Below are 14,338 nucleotides of genomic sequence, written 5' to 3'. Positions count from 1 at the left end.
GCTGCCACGGTCCATGACCCCGTGGTGAAACCGGTCCGCGCACCTCGCATTTCGCCGAAGAAATGCTTGGTGTTTGCGGGCAAGGTTCCGATAATTCACCCCCACTAGGAAGTCAGACATGTCAGACATGCTGGACTGGGACGACACCCCTCTCTCCACGCTCACTCCCCCGAACACGAACGCGTCGAATCTTGACGGCGCCGGCTCGGCAGCGACCGTCACTGCTGACGAAGGCGCCAGCCAGCGCCGCGTCAACATCGCCGACAAGCGCATCATCAACGGCCAGACGGACGTCAACCAGCTCGTCCCGTTCAAGTACAAGTGGGCCTGGGACAAGTACCTCGCCACCTGCGCCAACCACTGGATGCCGCAGGAAGTGAACATGAGCCGCGACATCGCGCTCTGGAAGGACCCGAACGGCCTGAGCGACGACGAGCGCCGCATCATCAAGCGCAACCTCGGCTTCTTCGTGACCGCCGACTCGCTGGCGGCCAACAACATCGTGCTGGGCACCTACCGCCACATCACCGCCCCGGAGTGCCGCCAGTTCCTGCTGCGCCAGGCCTTCGAGGAGGCGATCCACACGCACGCCTACCAGTACATCGTCGAGTCGCTGGGCCTGGACGAGAGCGAGATCTTCAACGCCTACCACGAGGTGCAGTCCATCCGTGACAAGGACGAGTTCCTGATCCCGTTCATCGACGCGATCATGGATCCGAACTTCGTCACCGGCACGCCCGAGACGGACCGCACGCTGCTGAAGTCGCTGATCGTCTTCGCCTGCCTGATGGAAGGCCTGTTCTTCTACGTCGGCTTCACGCAGATCCTCGCTTTGGGCCGCCAGAACAAGATGACCGGTGCCGCTGAGCAGTACCAGTACATCCTGCGCGACGAGTCGATGCACTGCAACTTCGGCATCGACCTGATCAACGCGATCAAGCTCGAGAACCCGCACCTGTGGACGGCCGATTTCCGCGAGGAGATCAAGGCGCTGTTCCTGAAGGCGGTCGACCTCGAATACCGCTACGCCGAGGACACCATGCCGCGTGGCGTGCTGGGCCTGAACGCGTCGATGTTCAAGGGCTACCTGCGCTTCATCGCCAACCGCCGCGCGACCCAGATCGGTCTCGACGAGCTCTTCCCGAACGAGGAAAACCCCTTCCCGTGGATGAGCGAGATGATCGATCTGAAGAAGGAGCGCAACTTCTTCGAGACCCGCGTGATCGAGTATCAGTCGGGCGGCGCCCTGTCCTGGGACTGAGTCCTGCCGTGCTGCTGCCGTCGGTCGTCCGCCTCTCGAGACTTTCCCATTCACGGCCCCGGGCGTCTGTGCTGAACAGCTGCGCGGACCGAGGATCACCCCCGGCTCCTGCGCCTGCGGCCAGCCGGGTGCGCAATGTCAATCTCATCTAGGAGAACTGTGATGGCAACGAAGAAGACGGCTGCGGCCCCGAAGGCTGTCGCGGCAACCCCGGCCGCCGCACCGGCCGAGAAGCCGGCCCGCAAGACCACGAAGAAGGCAGCCGCTCCGGCCGTCGTCGAGACGGTCGCTGCAGCACCTGCCCCGGCGCCTGCCCCGGCCCCGGTGGTCGAGGAGGCCAAGCCGGTCGCCAAGAAGGCTGCGGCCAAGAAGGCCACGCCGAAGCCGGCGCTGAAGAAGGCTGCCGCCGCCCCGGTCGTCGCCGAGCCGGCCCCGGCACCCGCCCCGGCCCCGGTGGTCGAGGAGGCCAAGCCGGCCGCCAAGAAGGCCGCGGCCAAGAAGGCCACGCCGAAGCCGGCGCTGAAGAAGGCGGCCGCCCCGGTCGCCGCCGAGCCGGCTCCGGTGCCCGCCCCGGCCCCGGTGGTCGAGGAAGCCAAGCCGGCCGCCAAGAAGGCCGCGGCCAAGAAGGCCACGCCGAAGCCGGCGCTGAAGAAGGCCGCCGCCCCGGTCGCCGCCGAGCCGGCCCCGGCGCCCGCCCCGGCTCCGGTGGTCGAGGAAGCCAAGCCGGCCGCCAAGAAGGCTGCGGCCAAGAAGGCCACGCCGAAGCCGGCGCTGAAGAAGGCGGCCGCCCCGGTCGTCGCCGAGCCGGCACCGGCACCCGCCCCGGCCCCAGTGGTCGAGGAAGCCAAGCCGGCGAAGAAGGCTGCGGCCAAGAAGGCCACGCCGAAGCCGGCGCTGAAGAAGGCGGCCGCCCCGGTCGTCGCCGAGCCGGCACCGGCACCCGCCCCGGCCCCAGTGGTCGAGGAAGCCAAGCCGGCGAAGAAGGCTGCGGCCAAGAAGGCCACGCCGAAGCCCGCGCTGAAGAAGGCCGAGCCGGCGAAGAAGGCCGCGAAGAAGAGCGCCACCGCCGCCGCGCCGTCGACGACCGCCAAGACGACGCTGAACCCGAAGGCCGCCTGGCCCTTCCCGACCGGCGAAAAGCCGTGATCGCGGCCTGACCGGGAGCCTTGGCTTCCAGCCTGACGAAGCCCGGCCCTGGCCGGGCTTTTTCATGCCTCAGCCGGAAAAGAGCCGGCGGAAGTCGGCCAGCACCCGTGTGACGTCGACGCCGGTGCAGGCCTGCTGCTCGGGCTGCGCGTCCCAGTCGGTGGCGGGAAACTGGCTGCCGCGCACGCGCTGGATGGTCTGGCCGGCCGCCATTCCCTCGGTCACCACCCGCACCGCGCCGGGTCGGCGCACGAAGGCCGAGGCGTCCAGCGCGCAGGCCACCGCGGTGGCGTCATGGCAGCAGATGCCGCCGCCGGTGCGGAATTCGTAGAAGGCCTCGTAGAAGCGGGTGATGTCGCGGATGAAGGCGCCGTGCGCGCCGCCCTGCGCGCCCAGTTCGTCGAGGTAGGCGGTCGTCATCACCACCTCGTGCGTCACGTCCAGGCCGACGAAGGTCACCGGCCACGGTGCTGTGGCGACGAGGTCGGCTGCGTGCGGGTCGTTGAAGATGTTGGCCTCGGCCACCGGCGACATGTTGCCGCCGTGGCCGTGCGTGCCGAAGGCGCCGCCCATCAGCACCACCTCGCGCACATGGCGGGGCAGCTCGGGGTCGAGCTGCAGCGCCAGCGCCAGGTTGGTCAGCGGCCCGACCGGCACCAGCACCAGCTCGCCCGAATGCTGGCGCGCCATCTCGACGATGAACTGCGCCGCCGGCCGCGGATCGAGCGCACCGGCCGGCTCGGGCAGCACGACGTTGCCCAGGCCGTTGGCGCCATGGACGAAGTCGGCAAAGTCACCGGCCGGCTTCACCAGCGGCCGCGCCGCGCCGCGCGCCACCGGGACGTGGTCGATGCCGAAGCGCTCGCGCAGCGCCAGCGCGTTGCGGGTGGTCCGCTCGATCGGCACATTGCCGAACACGGTGGTGATGCCGATCAGCTCGGCGCGCGGGTCGAGCGCCAGCATCGCCAGCGCCATCGCGTCGTCGATGCCCGGATCGGTGTCGAAGAGGATGCGGGTGCGGTTCACGGGGTGTCTCCCTGAAGGGGCTGGGCGGCGACGAGGCGATCGACCTCGGCGGCCGTGGGCATGGCCGACTGGGTGCCGAGCCGGGTGACGGCCAGCGCGGCGGCGGCCTGGGCGCGCACCAGCGCCTCGCGCAGCGGTCGGCCGGCGGCCAGCGCGGCGGCCAGCGCGCCGACCACCGTGTCGCCGGCGCCGGTGGTGTCGACCGCCTGGACCCGCGGCGCCGGCAGCGCCAGCGTGCCCTCGGGGCCGGCCAGCACCAGGCCCTCGGCGCCGAGCGTCACCAGCACCTGGCGCGGGCCGCGCTGGCGCAGCCGCTCGGCGACCTCGCGCGCCTCGGTCGGGCCGGGCACAGGCATGCCGGCCAGCGCCGCCGCCTCGATCTCGTTGACCACCAGCCAGTCGAGCTGGCCGAGCAGCGCGTCGTCCAGCGGCTGCACCGGCGCGGCGTTGAGCACCGTGATCGCGCCGGCCTCGCGCGCGATCGTCAGCGCCTCGGTCACCGCGTCGAGCGGGCATTCGAGCTGCGCGACCACCACGCGCGCCTGGCGCAGCCGCCCGGCCTGAGCGCGCACCCGCTCAGGGGTCAGCGCGTGGTTGGCGCCGGCAATGACGACGATGCTGTTCTCGCCGTCGGGCATCAGCAGGATGGCGGCGGTGCCGCTGGGCATGCCCGCGATGCGCTCGACCGCGCCGGTGTCGATGCCGTCGGCCTGCAGCGCCGCGAGCAGCGCGGCGCCGTGGGCGTCCTGCCCGACCGCGCCCAGCATCGCCACCCGGGCGCCCTGGCGCGCGGCGGCCACCGCCTGGTTGGCGCCCTTGCCGCCGCCGTCGGTGTCGAAGCCGCTGCCGGTCAGCGTCTCGCCGGGTGCGGGCAGGCGCGGCGTGCGGATGCGCAGGTCCATGTTCAGGCTGCCGACCACCAGCACGTCGGCGGCAGTCGCGGCAAAAGGCTCACTCATCGGCGTCTCCTGGATCGCGGCATCAGGGCGGGGCAGGGCGCCGGGCTGCCGCGGTCAGCGCGGCAGCGGCCGACCTCAGAACGGCCAGGCGCCGTAATGCTGCTCGAACTGCGCGCGGATCTCCTCGCGCGTCGGACGGTGATTCTGACAGCCCTGCACCGCGATCTTGATCGAGCCCAGCACGCTGCCCAGGCGCGCGCCGTCGAGCAGCGGGCGGCCGGTGGCCATCGCCAGCAGCAGGCCGGCGCGGTAGGCGTCGCCGCAGCCGGTCGGGTCCTTGACGGCCGCGGCCGGCACCGGCGCGATGGCGTGCTCGGTGCCCTTCTGCCAGACGATCGATCCCTCGGCGCCGCGGGTGACGATCAGCGTGTCGACCCGCGCGGCCAGCTCGGCCAGCGTCAGGCCGGTCTTGTCGCAGATCAGCTCGGCCTCGTAGTCGTTGCAGACCAGCACCGGCGCGCGGTCGATCATTTCCAGCAGCTGCTCGCCGCTGAACAGCACGATGTTCTGGCCGGGATCGAGGATGAAGGGCAGGCCGGCCTCGGCCATCTCGCGGCTGTGCTGCTGCATCGCGTCGGGCGCGTCCGGGCCGACCAGGCCGACCGCGACCTCGCCGGCCTCGGCCAGCGCGATCTCGGCCGAGCGACCCATCGCGCCAGGGTGGAAGCCGGCGAGCTGGTTGTTCGACAGGTCGGTGACGATGAAGCACTGCGCGGTGTAGCTGTCGGCGGCGACGCGGATGGCGCGCTGGTCGATGCCGCAGCGCTGGTAGTGCTCGCGGTAGGGGCCGAAGTCGTCGCCGACCATGCCCATCGGCACCGCCTCGCCGCCGAGCAGCGCGTAGTTGTAGGCGATGTTGCCGGCGCAGCCGCCGTACTCGCGGCGCATGCGCGGCGACAGGAAGGACAGGTTGATCTTGTGGATCTGGTCCGGAAGGATGTGGTCGGTGAACTGGCCCTCGAACACCATGATGGTGTCGTAGGCGATCGAGGCGGCGATGGCGGCGCGGGTGCTCATGCTCATGGGTCGCGGTCAGCGGCAGGGGAGGGAGGGCCGGCGCGGCGCAGGCCGGGCGCGGAAGTGGCCGCGAGAATACCGCAGCGTCTGCCAGGCGGTCGGCTGAAACGGTGGTCAGGGGGCGGGGTGTTCTTCGGGCGCCGGCCTCGACGCCGGTGGCACGGGGTATGCCCAAAAAAGAAGGGAGGCGGGACGTGGAAACCGGGTGCTCGCTCTCTCAGGCCCGGATCGCCCGCCTCCCTGGGACTGGACCCAGTCCCCAAGGCTTCTCTGAGGAGGAGTTGCTCGGACGCGGACCTTCAGCGCGCAGGCAGCGCAGGCGCGGGGGCCTGCGAGACGGTGGGCTCGGGCGCGACATCATGGGCGATGTCGGCACCGGCAAAGGCGCTGAAGGCGAAGATGAGGGCGGCTGCGGTGAGCCATTCGGACCAGCGGAACTTCATGTCGGACTCCGTTTGAAGCCTAATCGCCAGCGCAGCGTACGCCCGGGCGCTGCGGTCCGCTGCGTCAGGTTGCAACGGTGACGGCGCTGTGCGGCAGAAGTTCACGCATTCTTGCGACTGCTTGCGCTTGCGATGTTTCCGACAGGTTTCCGCGGCGTGTCAGCAGAGCATCAGCGGGCGCGGGCGAGCACCGGCGTGTCGTCTGGCGGCGAGACGGCGGCCCCGGCGCTCAGGGCCAGGGCCAGGGCAGCGGCGGCAAGCCAGTCGGTCCAGCGGGGTTTCATGGGGGATCCTTGCGAGATGGCGGACAGCCAATAGTCGCAAGGCGAGGCCGGTCCGCATCAGCGGATGAATGCGGGCAACCGGACCCAGAAAAGTCGATGCGGGAAACGGCTCAGTTCATGGGGCCGGTGCGTTGGGCGCGTCCCGCCAGGCCGCGCGGCACGGCGGCCAGCAGCCGGCGCGTGTAGTCCTGGCTCGGTGCGGCCAGCAGCGCGCGGGTCTCGCCCTGCTCGACGACGCGGCCGTCCTTCATCACCAGCAGCTCGTCGGCCATGAAGCGCACGACGGCCAGGTCGTGGCTGATGAAGACATAGGCCAGGCCCAGCTCGTCCTGCAGGTCCTTGAGCAGGTTGAGCACCTGGGCCTGCACCGAGACGTCCAGCGCCGAGACCGCCTCGTCGAGCACCAGCACCTCGGGCGAGAGCGTCAGCGCGCGCGCGATGGCGATGCGTTGGCGCTGGCCGCCGGAGAACTCGTGCGGGTACTTGCCGAACGCCGTGGCGTCCAGCCCGACGCGCTCGAGCAGCGCCAGCGCCCGGCCCTCGCGCTCGCGGTCGTCGGTGCCGAGGGCGTGGATCTGCATCGGCTCCAGCAGCGTCTGGCCGATGGTGAAGCGCGGGTTCAGCGACGCGTACGGGTTCTGGAACACGATCTGGATGCGCCGGCGCAGCGCCTGCCGCGCCGGGCCCTGGTGTGCGAACAGGTCCTCGCCGTCGAACAGCACCTGCCCGGCGCTGGCCTCGTGCAGCCGCAGCAGCGTCAGGCCCATCGTCGTCTTGCCCGAGCCGGATTCGCCGACCACGCCCAGCGTGCGCCCGCGCCGCAGCCGGAAGCTCACCTCCTGCACCGCCTTGAACTCGCGCCGGCGCCACAGGCCCTCGCGGAAGAAGAAGGACTTGCCCAGGCCGCGCGCCTCGATCAGCACCGGCGCGTCGTCGGCCGATTCGGGGCGGGGGCGGCGGGCCGGGGCGGGCGCGCGGCCGGCGAGGTGGTCGTCGATGACCGCCAGTCGGGGGGTGTCGCTGTCGAGCGCCGGCCGGCAGGCCAGCAGCGCGCGGGTGTAGGCGTCCTGCGGCGCGGTGAAGATCGCCTCGACCGGGCCCTGCTCGCGCACCTGGCCGTGGCGCATCACCACCACCCGGTCGGCGATCTCGCCGACCACGCCGAGGTCGTGGCTGATGAACAGCAGGCTCATGCGCCGCTCGCGCTGCACCCGCTCCAGCAGCTCCAGGATCTGGCGCTGGATGGTGACGTCGAGCGCGGTGGTCGGCTCGTCGGCGATCAGCAGGCGCGGCTCGCAGGCCAGCGCCATGGCGATCATCACCCGCTGCTGCTGCCCGCCCGAGAGCTCGTGCGGATAGGCCGACAGCCGCCGGCGCGGCTCGGGCAGGCCGACCTCGGCGAGCAGCTCCTCGGCCCGCGCCAGCGCGGCGCGCCGGCTCAGGCCCAGGTGCAGCCGCAGCGGCTCGGCGATCTGCGAGCCCACCGTGAAGACCGGGTTCAGCGAGCCCATCGGGTCCTGGAACACGCAGGCGATCTGGCGCCCGCGCAGGCGCCGCAGCTCGGCCGGCGTCGCGCCGAGCAGGTCGCGACCGTCCCAGAGGATGCGCCCGCTGCGCTCGGCGTTGTCGGGCAGCAGGTTCAGGATCGACATCGCCGTGACGCTCTTGCCCGAGCCGGACTCGCCGACCAGCGCGACGGTGGTCTCGGCCGGGATGTCGAGGTGCAGGCCGCTGCCGGGCGCCTCGCCGCCGACCGCGCGGCCCCAGCGCGGCGCGCTGCCCGGCCCCGCCTCGCGGCCGAGGCGAAAGCGCACCCGCAGGTCCTCGATGCGCAGCAGCGGTGCATCCGGGCGCGCCAGACCGGCGGGCAGGGCGAGGTTCGGGATCGGCAGGTCCATCGCGTCAGCCCTCCAGCCCGCGCAGCTTCGGATCGAGCGCGTCGCGCAGCGCGTCGGTCATCAGCGAGAAGGCGGTGACGAACACCGCCATGAAGGTGGTCGCGGTGGCGATCTGCCACCAGTAGCCCAGGATCAGCTCGCTCTGCGCCTCGGCCAGCATCGTGCCCCAGCTGACCTGGTCGACGCTCACGCCCAGGCCCAGGTAGGACAGGATGACCTCGTACTTGATGAAGCCCACGACATGGATCGAGAGCTGCACCAGCACCACATGGCTGACGTTGGGCAGGATGTGGCGGAACATGCGCTGCATGCGGCTGGCGCCGATGGCCTCGGCGGCGCGGACATAGTCGCGTGCGGCGTGCTTCATGAACTCGGCGCGCACCAGCCGGTAGATGCCGGTCCAGCCGGTCAGCCCGAGGATCAGCACCACGCTGGTCACGCCCCGCCCGGCCACCGCCGCGAAGGCGAAGATCAGCAGGATGCCGGGAATGGACGTGAAGACGTTGTAGACCCACTCCAGCAGGTCGCCGACGCGCCCGCCGAGGAAGCCCGCCAGGGCGCCCAGCACCGTGCCGATCGCTGCAGCCACCACCGCCGCCAGCACGCCGACCAGGATGGAGATCTGCGAGCCCTTGATCGCCTTGTCGAGCACGCTGCGCCCGAGCCGGTCGCCGCCCAGCGGCAGCGTCTCGGCCGGTGTCGTCGTCTCGATCGACTGGCGCGCGGTGGCCTCGTCCCATTCGCGGTAGCGCGGGGCGAGCGGGTCGACGCTGGAGAGATCGAGCAGCGGCGCGCTGGCCGAAGGCGCCGGCAGCCCTGGCATCGGCAGCGCCTGTGGCGCCGGTCCCAGCAGCGTCGGCGGCGCGTAGGACACGCCGCGCTCCTGCTGCCAGTGCGCGCCCGCCAGGCCGGTGACGGCCGCCAGCACCAGGAGCGCATACAGCGCCACGACGACGATCGCCGTCATGCCGACGCGGTCGCCGCGCAGCCGCCGCGCCGCCAGCGCCCAGACGCCTTCGGAGGGCGCGCTCATTTCAGCGTCACCCGCGGATCGACCGCCTTGTAGAGCAGGTCGGTGAGCAGATTGATCAGCATCGTGATGACCGCCAGATAGATCGTCACCGCCTGGATGACGGGGTAGTCGCTGCGGTTGACCGCCAGCATCACCTCGCGGCCGATGCCGGGGATGGAGAAGAAGACTTCGATCAGGAAGGAGCCGACGAAGATGCCGGGCAGCTGCATCGACACATTGGTCAGGATCGGGATCAGCGCGTTGCGCAGCACATGCCGCATCAGCACCGCACGCTCGCCCAGGCCCTTGGCGCGCGCGGTGCGCACATAGTCCTGGCCGATCTCGTCGAGGAAGAAGCTGCGGTACAGGCGCATCTGCGGCGACAGGCCCACCATCACCGCCAGCAGCACCGGCAGCGGCGCGTAGGTGGTGAGGTTGGTCCAGACGCTGTCGGTCCAGCCCTGCACCGGGAACCAGCCGAGCTGGAAGGCGAACAGCCACTGGCCGACGATCACATAGACCAGGAAGCTGATCGACAGTGCCACGGTGGTGACCACCATGATCGCGCGGTCGGTGAGCGAGCCGCGCACGGCGGCCACCGCCAGCGCGAAGGGAATCGCCAGCAGCGCGTCGAGCACCAGGATCGGCACCATGACCGTCAGCGTCGCCGGCAGCCGGGTGGCGAAGAGCTGCGCGACCGGCTCGTTGGTGGCCCAGCTCTTGCCCCAGTCGAACTGCAGGATCTGGCCGACGAAGATCGCCAGCTGCTCCCAGACCGGGCGGTTCAGGCCGAGCTGATCGCGGATCTGCTCGACCTGCTCGGGCGAGGCGTTCAGGCCGGCGAGGATCTCGGCCGGATCGCCGCCGAAGCCCTTGAACAGGAAGAACACGCCGAGCACGACGCCGGCGAGCGTCGGCACCATCTGCCAGAGGCGGCGCATCAGGTAGGCCATCATCCGAGTCGGTCTCCATCGACGAACACCGCCAGCTCGCCCGGCGCCAGCGCCACCCAGGTCTCGTTGGTGGTCAGCGGCTCGGTGACGATGACGGCGACGCGGTCCTGCGGCGTGGTGTGCTCGGCGAAGTCGACCGTCAGGTCGGCGTCCTGCAGCTGCGCGTCCGCGAAGGGGTGGCGGCGCAGCACGTAGTGCAGCTGGGTGGTGCAGTGCGCCCACAGCGCCTCGCCCTGGCTGAGCAGGAAGTTGAAGGTGCCGTGGCGGGCGATCTGCGGGGCCAGCTCGGCCAGCGTCTGCGTCAGGTCAGGGATGCTCGGCATGCGCGCGTGGTTCTTCGCCAGCTCCTGCATCAGCCAGCAGAAGGCGCGCTCGCTGTCGGTGTCGCCGACCGGGTGGAAGCTGGCGTGCAGCTTGGGGTGGTAATCGACCAGATTGCCGTTGTGGGCGAAGACCCAGTAGCGCCCCCAGAGCTCGCGCACGAAGGGGTGGGTGTTCTCCAGCGCGACCCGGCCCTGGGTGGCCTTGCGGATGTGGGTGACGATGTGGCGGCTGCGGATCGGGTAGTGGCGGATCATCGCCGCCACCGGCGATTCGGCCGCGCTCTGGTGATCGACGAACAGGCGCAGGCCCGCGCCCTCGAAGAAGGCGATGCCGAAGCCGTCCCGGTGCTCGACCGCGCGGTGGGCGAAGCCGGTGAAGCTGAAGACCAGATCGGTCGGGGTGTTGGCGTTGAGGCCGAGCAGCTGACACATGGCCCGAGACACTAACATGCCGGACATGATTTTCAGTGCCGGGGAGCCTGCGGATGATGGACGGATGGATGGACGGATTCCTGTCCCGGCTGGGACGACAGATCGCCGACCGCTGGCACACGCCGCGCCAGCCGCGCACGCCACGCGCCTACCGCTGCCTGTGCGGCGCGGCGGTGTTCTTCCGCAACAGCCGCTGCCTGAGCTGCGGCCGCGGTCTGGGCTTCGATCCGGCCGGGCGCACGCTGCTGGCGCTGGAGCCTGACCGCGAGGACGCCAGCCTGTGGCTGGAGGCGCGGCCGGCCTCGGCGCTGCACCTGCGCTCGGCGCGGCGCTGGCGGCGCTGCGCCAACGCGGTGTCGGCGGCCGGCTGCAACTGGCTGGTGCCCGACGAGGAGCGCACCGGCGCCGGCGAGCGGCCGGCGTTCTGCATCGCCTGCCGGCTCAACCGCATCATTCCGGACCAGACCTTCGAGGCCAACCAGCGCGACTGGGGCCGCATCGAGCTGGCCAAGCGCCGGCTGGTGTCGCAGCTGCTGGCGCTGGGGCTGCCGGTGCAGTCCCGCCTGGCGGGCGCCGGCGGCGAGGACAGCACGCGCGGTCTGGCCTTCGACTTCCTGCGCCCGGTCGACGGCATGCCGGTGATGACCGGCCACGCCGGCGGCATCGTCACGCTCAATGTCGACGAGGCCGACGACCCGGTGCGCGAGCAGATCCGCGCCCGCCTGCGCGAGCCTTACCGCACGCTGCTGGGCCATCTGCGCCATGAGGTCGGCCATTACTACTGGGACCGGCTGGTGGCCGACAGCGACTGGATCGGGCCCTTCCGCGCCGTCTTCGGCGACGAGCGCGCCGACTACGGCGCGGCGCTGGAGCGCCATTACCGGCGCGGTCCGGCGCCGGACTGGGCGCAGTGGCATGTCAGCGCCTATGCCGCCAGCCACCCGTGGGAGGACTGGGCAGAGACCTGGGCGCACTACCTGCACATGGTCGACGCGCTCGACACCGGCCTGAGCTTCGGGCTGGATGCCGACGATGTCGAGGTCGATGTGGCGATGTTCGGCGCGGACGTTCTGGAGACGCCGGACCCGGCGTTCCTGCGCCTGGTCAACGCCTGGGTCGAGCTGACCGCGCTGCTCAACGAGATGTCGCGCAGCATGGGCGTGCCGGACTTCTATCCCTTCGTGCTGGTGCCGGCGGTGGTGCGCAAGCTCCACCTGGTGCATCGCATCGTCACGCCGCCTGCAGCGGCGCCGCACTGAGCGGGCCGACCGGCACGCGCTGCGCCGCCACATGCTCGCCGAAGGCCTGCGGCGGCATCGGGCGGCCGTAGAGCCAGCCCTGCGCCAGCTCGCAGCCCTGCTCGCGCAGGAAGGTGGCCTGCTCCTCGGTCTCGACGCCTTCGGCGACCAGGCCGAGCTTCAGGCTGTGGCCCATCAGGATGATCGCGCGCACGATGCCGGCGCGGTCCGGCCGGGTGGTGATGTCGCGCATGAAGGACTTGTCGATCTTCAGCGTGCCGATCGGGTAGCGCGTCAGGTAGCCCAGTGCCGAGTAGCCGGTGCCGAAGTCGTCGATCGCCAGCGTCAGGCCCAGCGCGCGCAGGCCGTTGAGAATGTCCTCGGCCTGGTTGCGCTCGTCGAGCAGCAGCCGCTCGGTGATCTCCAGCTCGATCCACTCCGGGCGGCAGGCGCTGGCGTCGAGCGCGTCGCGCACCGTCTGCACCAGGTCATGGTTCATGAACTGGCGCGGCGACAGGTTGATCGCGATGCGCAGCAGGTCGCCGGCCGGGCGATCGCGGTTCCAGGCGGCCGCGGCGGCGCAGGCCTGCTGCAGCACCCAGGTGCCGATCGGCACGATCAGGCCGCAGTCCTCGGCCACCGGGATGAAGCGGTCGGGCGGCACCATGCCGCGCACCGGATGCTTCCAGCGCAGCAGCGCCTCGGCGCCGACGATGTGCGCGTCGCCCAGGCCGACCTTGGGCTGGTAGTGCAGCTCGAACTGGCCCTCGGCGATCGCGCGGCGCAGGTCGGCCTCGAGCGCGAGACGCTCGCGCGCGCGCTCCGACAGCGATTCCGAGTGGAACTCGTGGCGTGCGCGGCCGCGTGCCTTGGCTTCGAACAGCGCGGTGTCGGCCTGGCGCATCAGCAGCTCCGGCTCCGACAGCGTCTGGCCTTCGCCCACCGTGGCGATGCCGATGCTGGCCGACACGAAGACCTGCTGGCCGTCGATCTCGTAGGGCTGCGACAGCGCCTCGACGAGGCGCCGGGCGATGCGCTCGAGCGTCTCGCGTCCGGGCGCGTTGTGCGTCAGCACCGCGAACTCGTCGCCGCCCAGGCGTGCCACCGTGTCGCGATCGCGCAGGCAGTGCAGCAGGCGCTGCGCCGCGGCGACCAGCAGCCGGTCGCCGGCGGCATGGCCGAGCGTGTCGTTGACGTTCTTGAAATGGTCCAGGTCCAGCATCAGCACCGAGCTGACCGGCTGCGCGCGCAGCCGCGCCTGGAAGCCGGCGCGGTTGATCAGGCCGGTCAGCGTGTCGCGGAAGGCCAGGTCGTGCAGGTCGCGCTGGGTGGTCTTCAGCTCGGTGATGTCCTGCGTCGTCGTCATCGTGAAGCGCGCGCGCCCGTCCGCCCCGTACTCGAAGCGGTGCACGACACGCAGGTCGCGCAGGCCGTCGGGGCCGTCGATGCGGGTGTCGAAGTGCAGCTCGGCCTCGCCGCGCTGCATCGCCTCGCGGGTCAGCGTCTGCACCCGGTCGCGGTCGCTGGCGACGACGCGGGCCCACAGCGGCGACAGGTCGCCGACCGTCTGGCTGTCGATGCCGAACTGGCGCCGCGCATGCGCCGACAGCGTCGCGGTGCGGGCCTGGTGGTCCCACAGCACATGGCCCATGCGGCCGACCCGCTCGGCATCCTCGAGCCGGCTGACCAGCAGCTCGCGGTCGCGCCGGCCGTCATGCAGCGCCTGCATCGCCCGACCGGTGCGCCCCGGGCCCTTGACCATCACCAGGTGCAGATACCACAGCAGCGCCAGGCCCAGGAAGAGGTGGGCGGTGTCGCCGCGCAGCACCAGCAGGACCGACAGCGGCCCGAGCGCCAGCGTGCCGAAGATGGGCAGCGTGCCCTTGACCATGCCGGTCAGCGCGGCGCTGCCGGCACACACGCCCATCAGCGTGAACAGGATGATGATCTGGTGCAGCGGGTTGGCGCTCTGGTCGAAGAACAGGCCCAGCGCACCCCAGGCCAGACCGCTGAAGACCGTCTGCCCCAGCGCGATGCGGCGCCATGTGGGGCTGCGCCAGCGCAGCCGGCCGCCACCGCGCAGATAGAACCAGGTCAGCGCCAGGCGCGAGGCCATCACCAGCTCGGCCACCAGCACCCAGGCCGGCAGGGCCAGGCCCGGCACCGAGTCGTGGATCACCAGACCGACGGCCGCGGCCACGACCATGCCGGAGCCGAGCGTCAGCGGCGACTCCTCGTAGTGCATGTCGATCAGGCTGCGCTCCCAGGCGTCGTCGGCCTGGGGCGGGTGCGGTGTGCTGCTCATGATGCCGGGGCCGAGGCCCGTCTGTCCCTGGCGGGACATCG

At 71.3% G+C, this 14,338-nt stretch carries 12 protein-coding genes; 3 read left to right on the top strand and 9 right to left on the bottom strand.

Going from position 1 to position 14,338, the window contains the following annotated elements:
• The first annotated feature begins 127 nt into the window (after positions 1–127).
• Both BW996_RS02530 and BW996_RS02525 read left to right on the top strand, forming a co-directional pair.
• Complete coding sequence (locus tag BW996_RS02530) at positions 128–1,261, top strand: ribonucleotide-diphosphate reductase subunit beta (protein WP_037485279.1); 1,134 nt, start codon at positions 128–130, stop codon at positions 1,259–1,261.
• Positions 1,262–1,423: 162 nt separating this feature from the next.
• Positions 1,424–2,407, top strand: a complete 984-nt coding sequence (locus BW996_RS02525; RefSeq protein WP_076458544.1) for a hypothetical protein — start codon at positions 1,424–1,426, stop codon at positions 2,405–2,407.
• A 69-nt stretch (positions 2,408–2,476) separates the two neighbouring features.
• Here BW996_RS02525 and BW996_RS02520 read toward each other — a convergent pair whose 3' ends face one another.
• The 8 genes from BW996_RS02520 to BW996_RS02490 form a co-directional block, all read right to left on the bottom strand.
• Positions 2,477–3,433 (bottom strand): nucleoside hydrolase, encoded by a 957-nt coding sequence (locus tag BW996_RS02520; protein ID WP_037485654.1) that lies wholly within the window; start codon positions 3,431–3,433, stop codon positions 2,477–2,479.
• Positions 3,430–4,392 carry a ribokinase gene (rbsK, locus tag BW996_RS02515; protein WP_037485653.1) on the bottom strand — a complete coding sequence of 321 codons (963 nt, stop codon included), beginning with the start codon at positions 4,390–4,392 and terminating at the stop codon, positions 3,430–3,432. Before rbsK ends, BW996_RS02520 begins: the two co-directional genes overlap by 4 nt.
• 75 nt (positions 4,393–4,467) lie before the next feature.
• Positions 4,468–5,415 (bottom strand): carbohydrate kinase family protein, encoded by a 948-nt coding sequence (locus BW996_RS02510; RefSeq protein ID WP_037485652.1) that lies wholly within the window; start codon positions 5,413–5,415, stop codon positions 4,468–4,470.
• Between the two features lie 293 nt (positions 5,416–5,708).
• Entirely contained in the window at positions 5,709–5,852 is a 144-nt protein-coding gene (locus BW996_RS21595) for a hypothetical protein (protein ID WP_156027895.1), read from the bottom strand.
• 394 nt (positions 5,853–6,246) lie between these two features.
• Positions 6,247–8,034, bottom strand: coding sequence for an ABC transporter ATP-binding protein (locus BW996_RS02505; protein WP_076458541.1), 1,788 nt, complete (start codon positions 8,032–8,034; stop codon positions 6,247–6,249).
• Between the two features lie 4 nt (positions 8,035–8,038).
• A complete protein-coding gene (locus tag BW996_RS02500) occupies positions 8,039–9,067 on the bottom strand; it encodes an ABC transporter permease (RefSeq protein ID WP_037485341.1) in 1,029 nt (342 codons plus the stop codon).
• Entirely contained in the window at positions 9,064–10,002 is a 939-nt protein-coding gene (locus BW996_RS02495) for an ABC transporter permease (RefSeq protein ID WP_037485337.1), read from the bottom strand. The genes BW996_RS02500 and BW996_RS02495 overlap by 4 nt, the downstream gene beginning before the upstream one ends.
• Positions 9,999–10,754 carry a class II glutamine amidotransferase gene (locus BW996_RS02490; protein ID WP_037485334.1) on the bottom strand — a complete coding sequence of 252 codons (756 nt, stop codon included), beginning with the start codon at positions 10,752–10,754 and terminating at the stop codon, positions 9,999–10,001. The genes BW996_RS02495 and BW996_RS02490 overlap by 4 nt, the downstream gene beginning before the upstream one ends.
• 68 nt (positions 10,755–10,822) lie before the next feature.
• On the opposite strand from BW996_RS02490, the gene BW996_RS02485 reads away from it, so the two are divergent.
• Positions 10,823–12,013, top strand: a complete 1,191-nt coding sequence (locus BW996_RS02485; RefSeq protein WP_037485331.1) for a zinc-binding metallopeptidase family protein — start codon at positions 10,823–10,825, stop codon at positions 12,011–12,013.
• Here the strand turns inward: BW996_RS02485 and BW996_RS02480 are convergent.
• Positions 11,985–14,297, bottom strand: coding sequence for a putative bifunctional diguanylate cyclase/phosphodiesterase (locus BW996_RS02480; RefSeq protein ID WP_139330711.1), 2,313 nt, complete (start codon positions 14,295–14,297; stop codon positions 11,985–11,987). The two genes, BW996_RS02485 and BW996_RS02480, sit on opposite strands and share 29 nt — an antisense overlap.
• Positions 14,298–14,338: the final 41 nt, after the last annotated feature.

Source organism: Sphaerotilus natans (assembly GCF_900156335.1).
Classification (GTDB): domain Bacteria; phylum Pseudomonadota; class Gammaproteobacteria; order Burkholderiales; family Burkholderiaceae_C; genus Sphaerotilus; species Sphaerotilus natans.
This window is presented reverse-complemented; position numbering and strand designations above follow the sequence as displayed.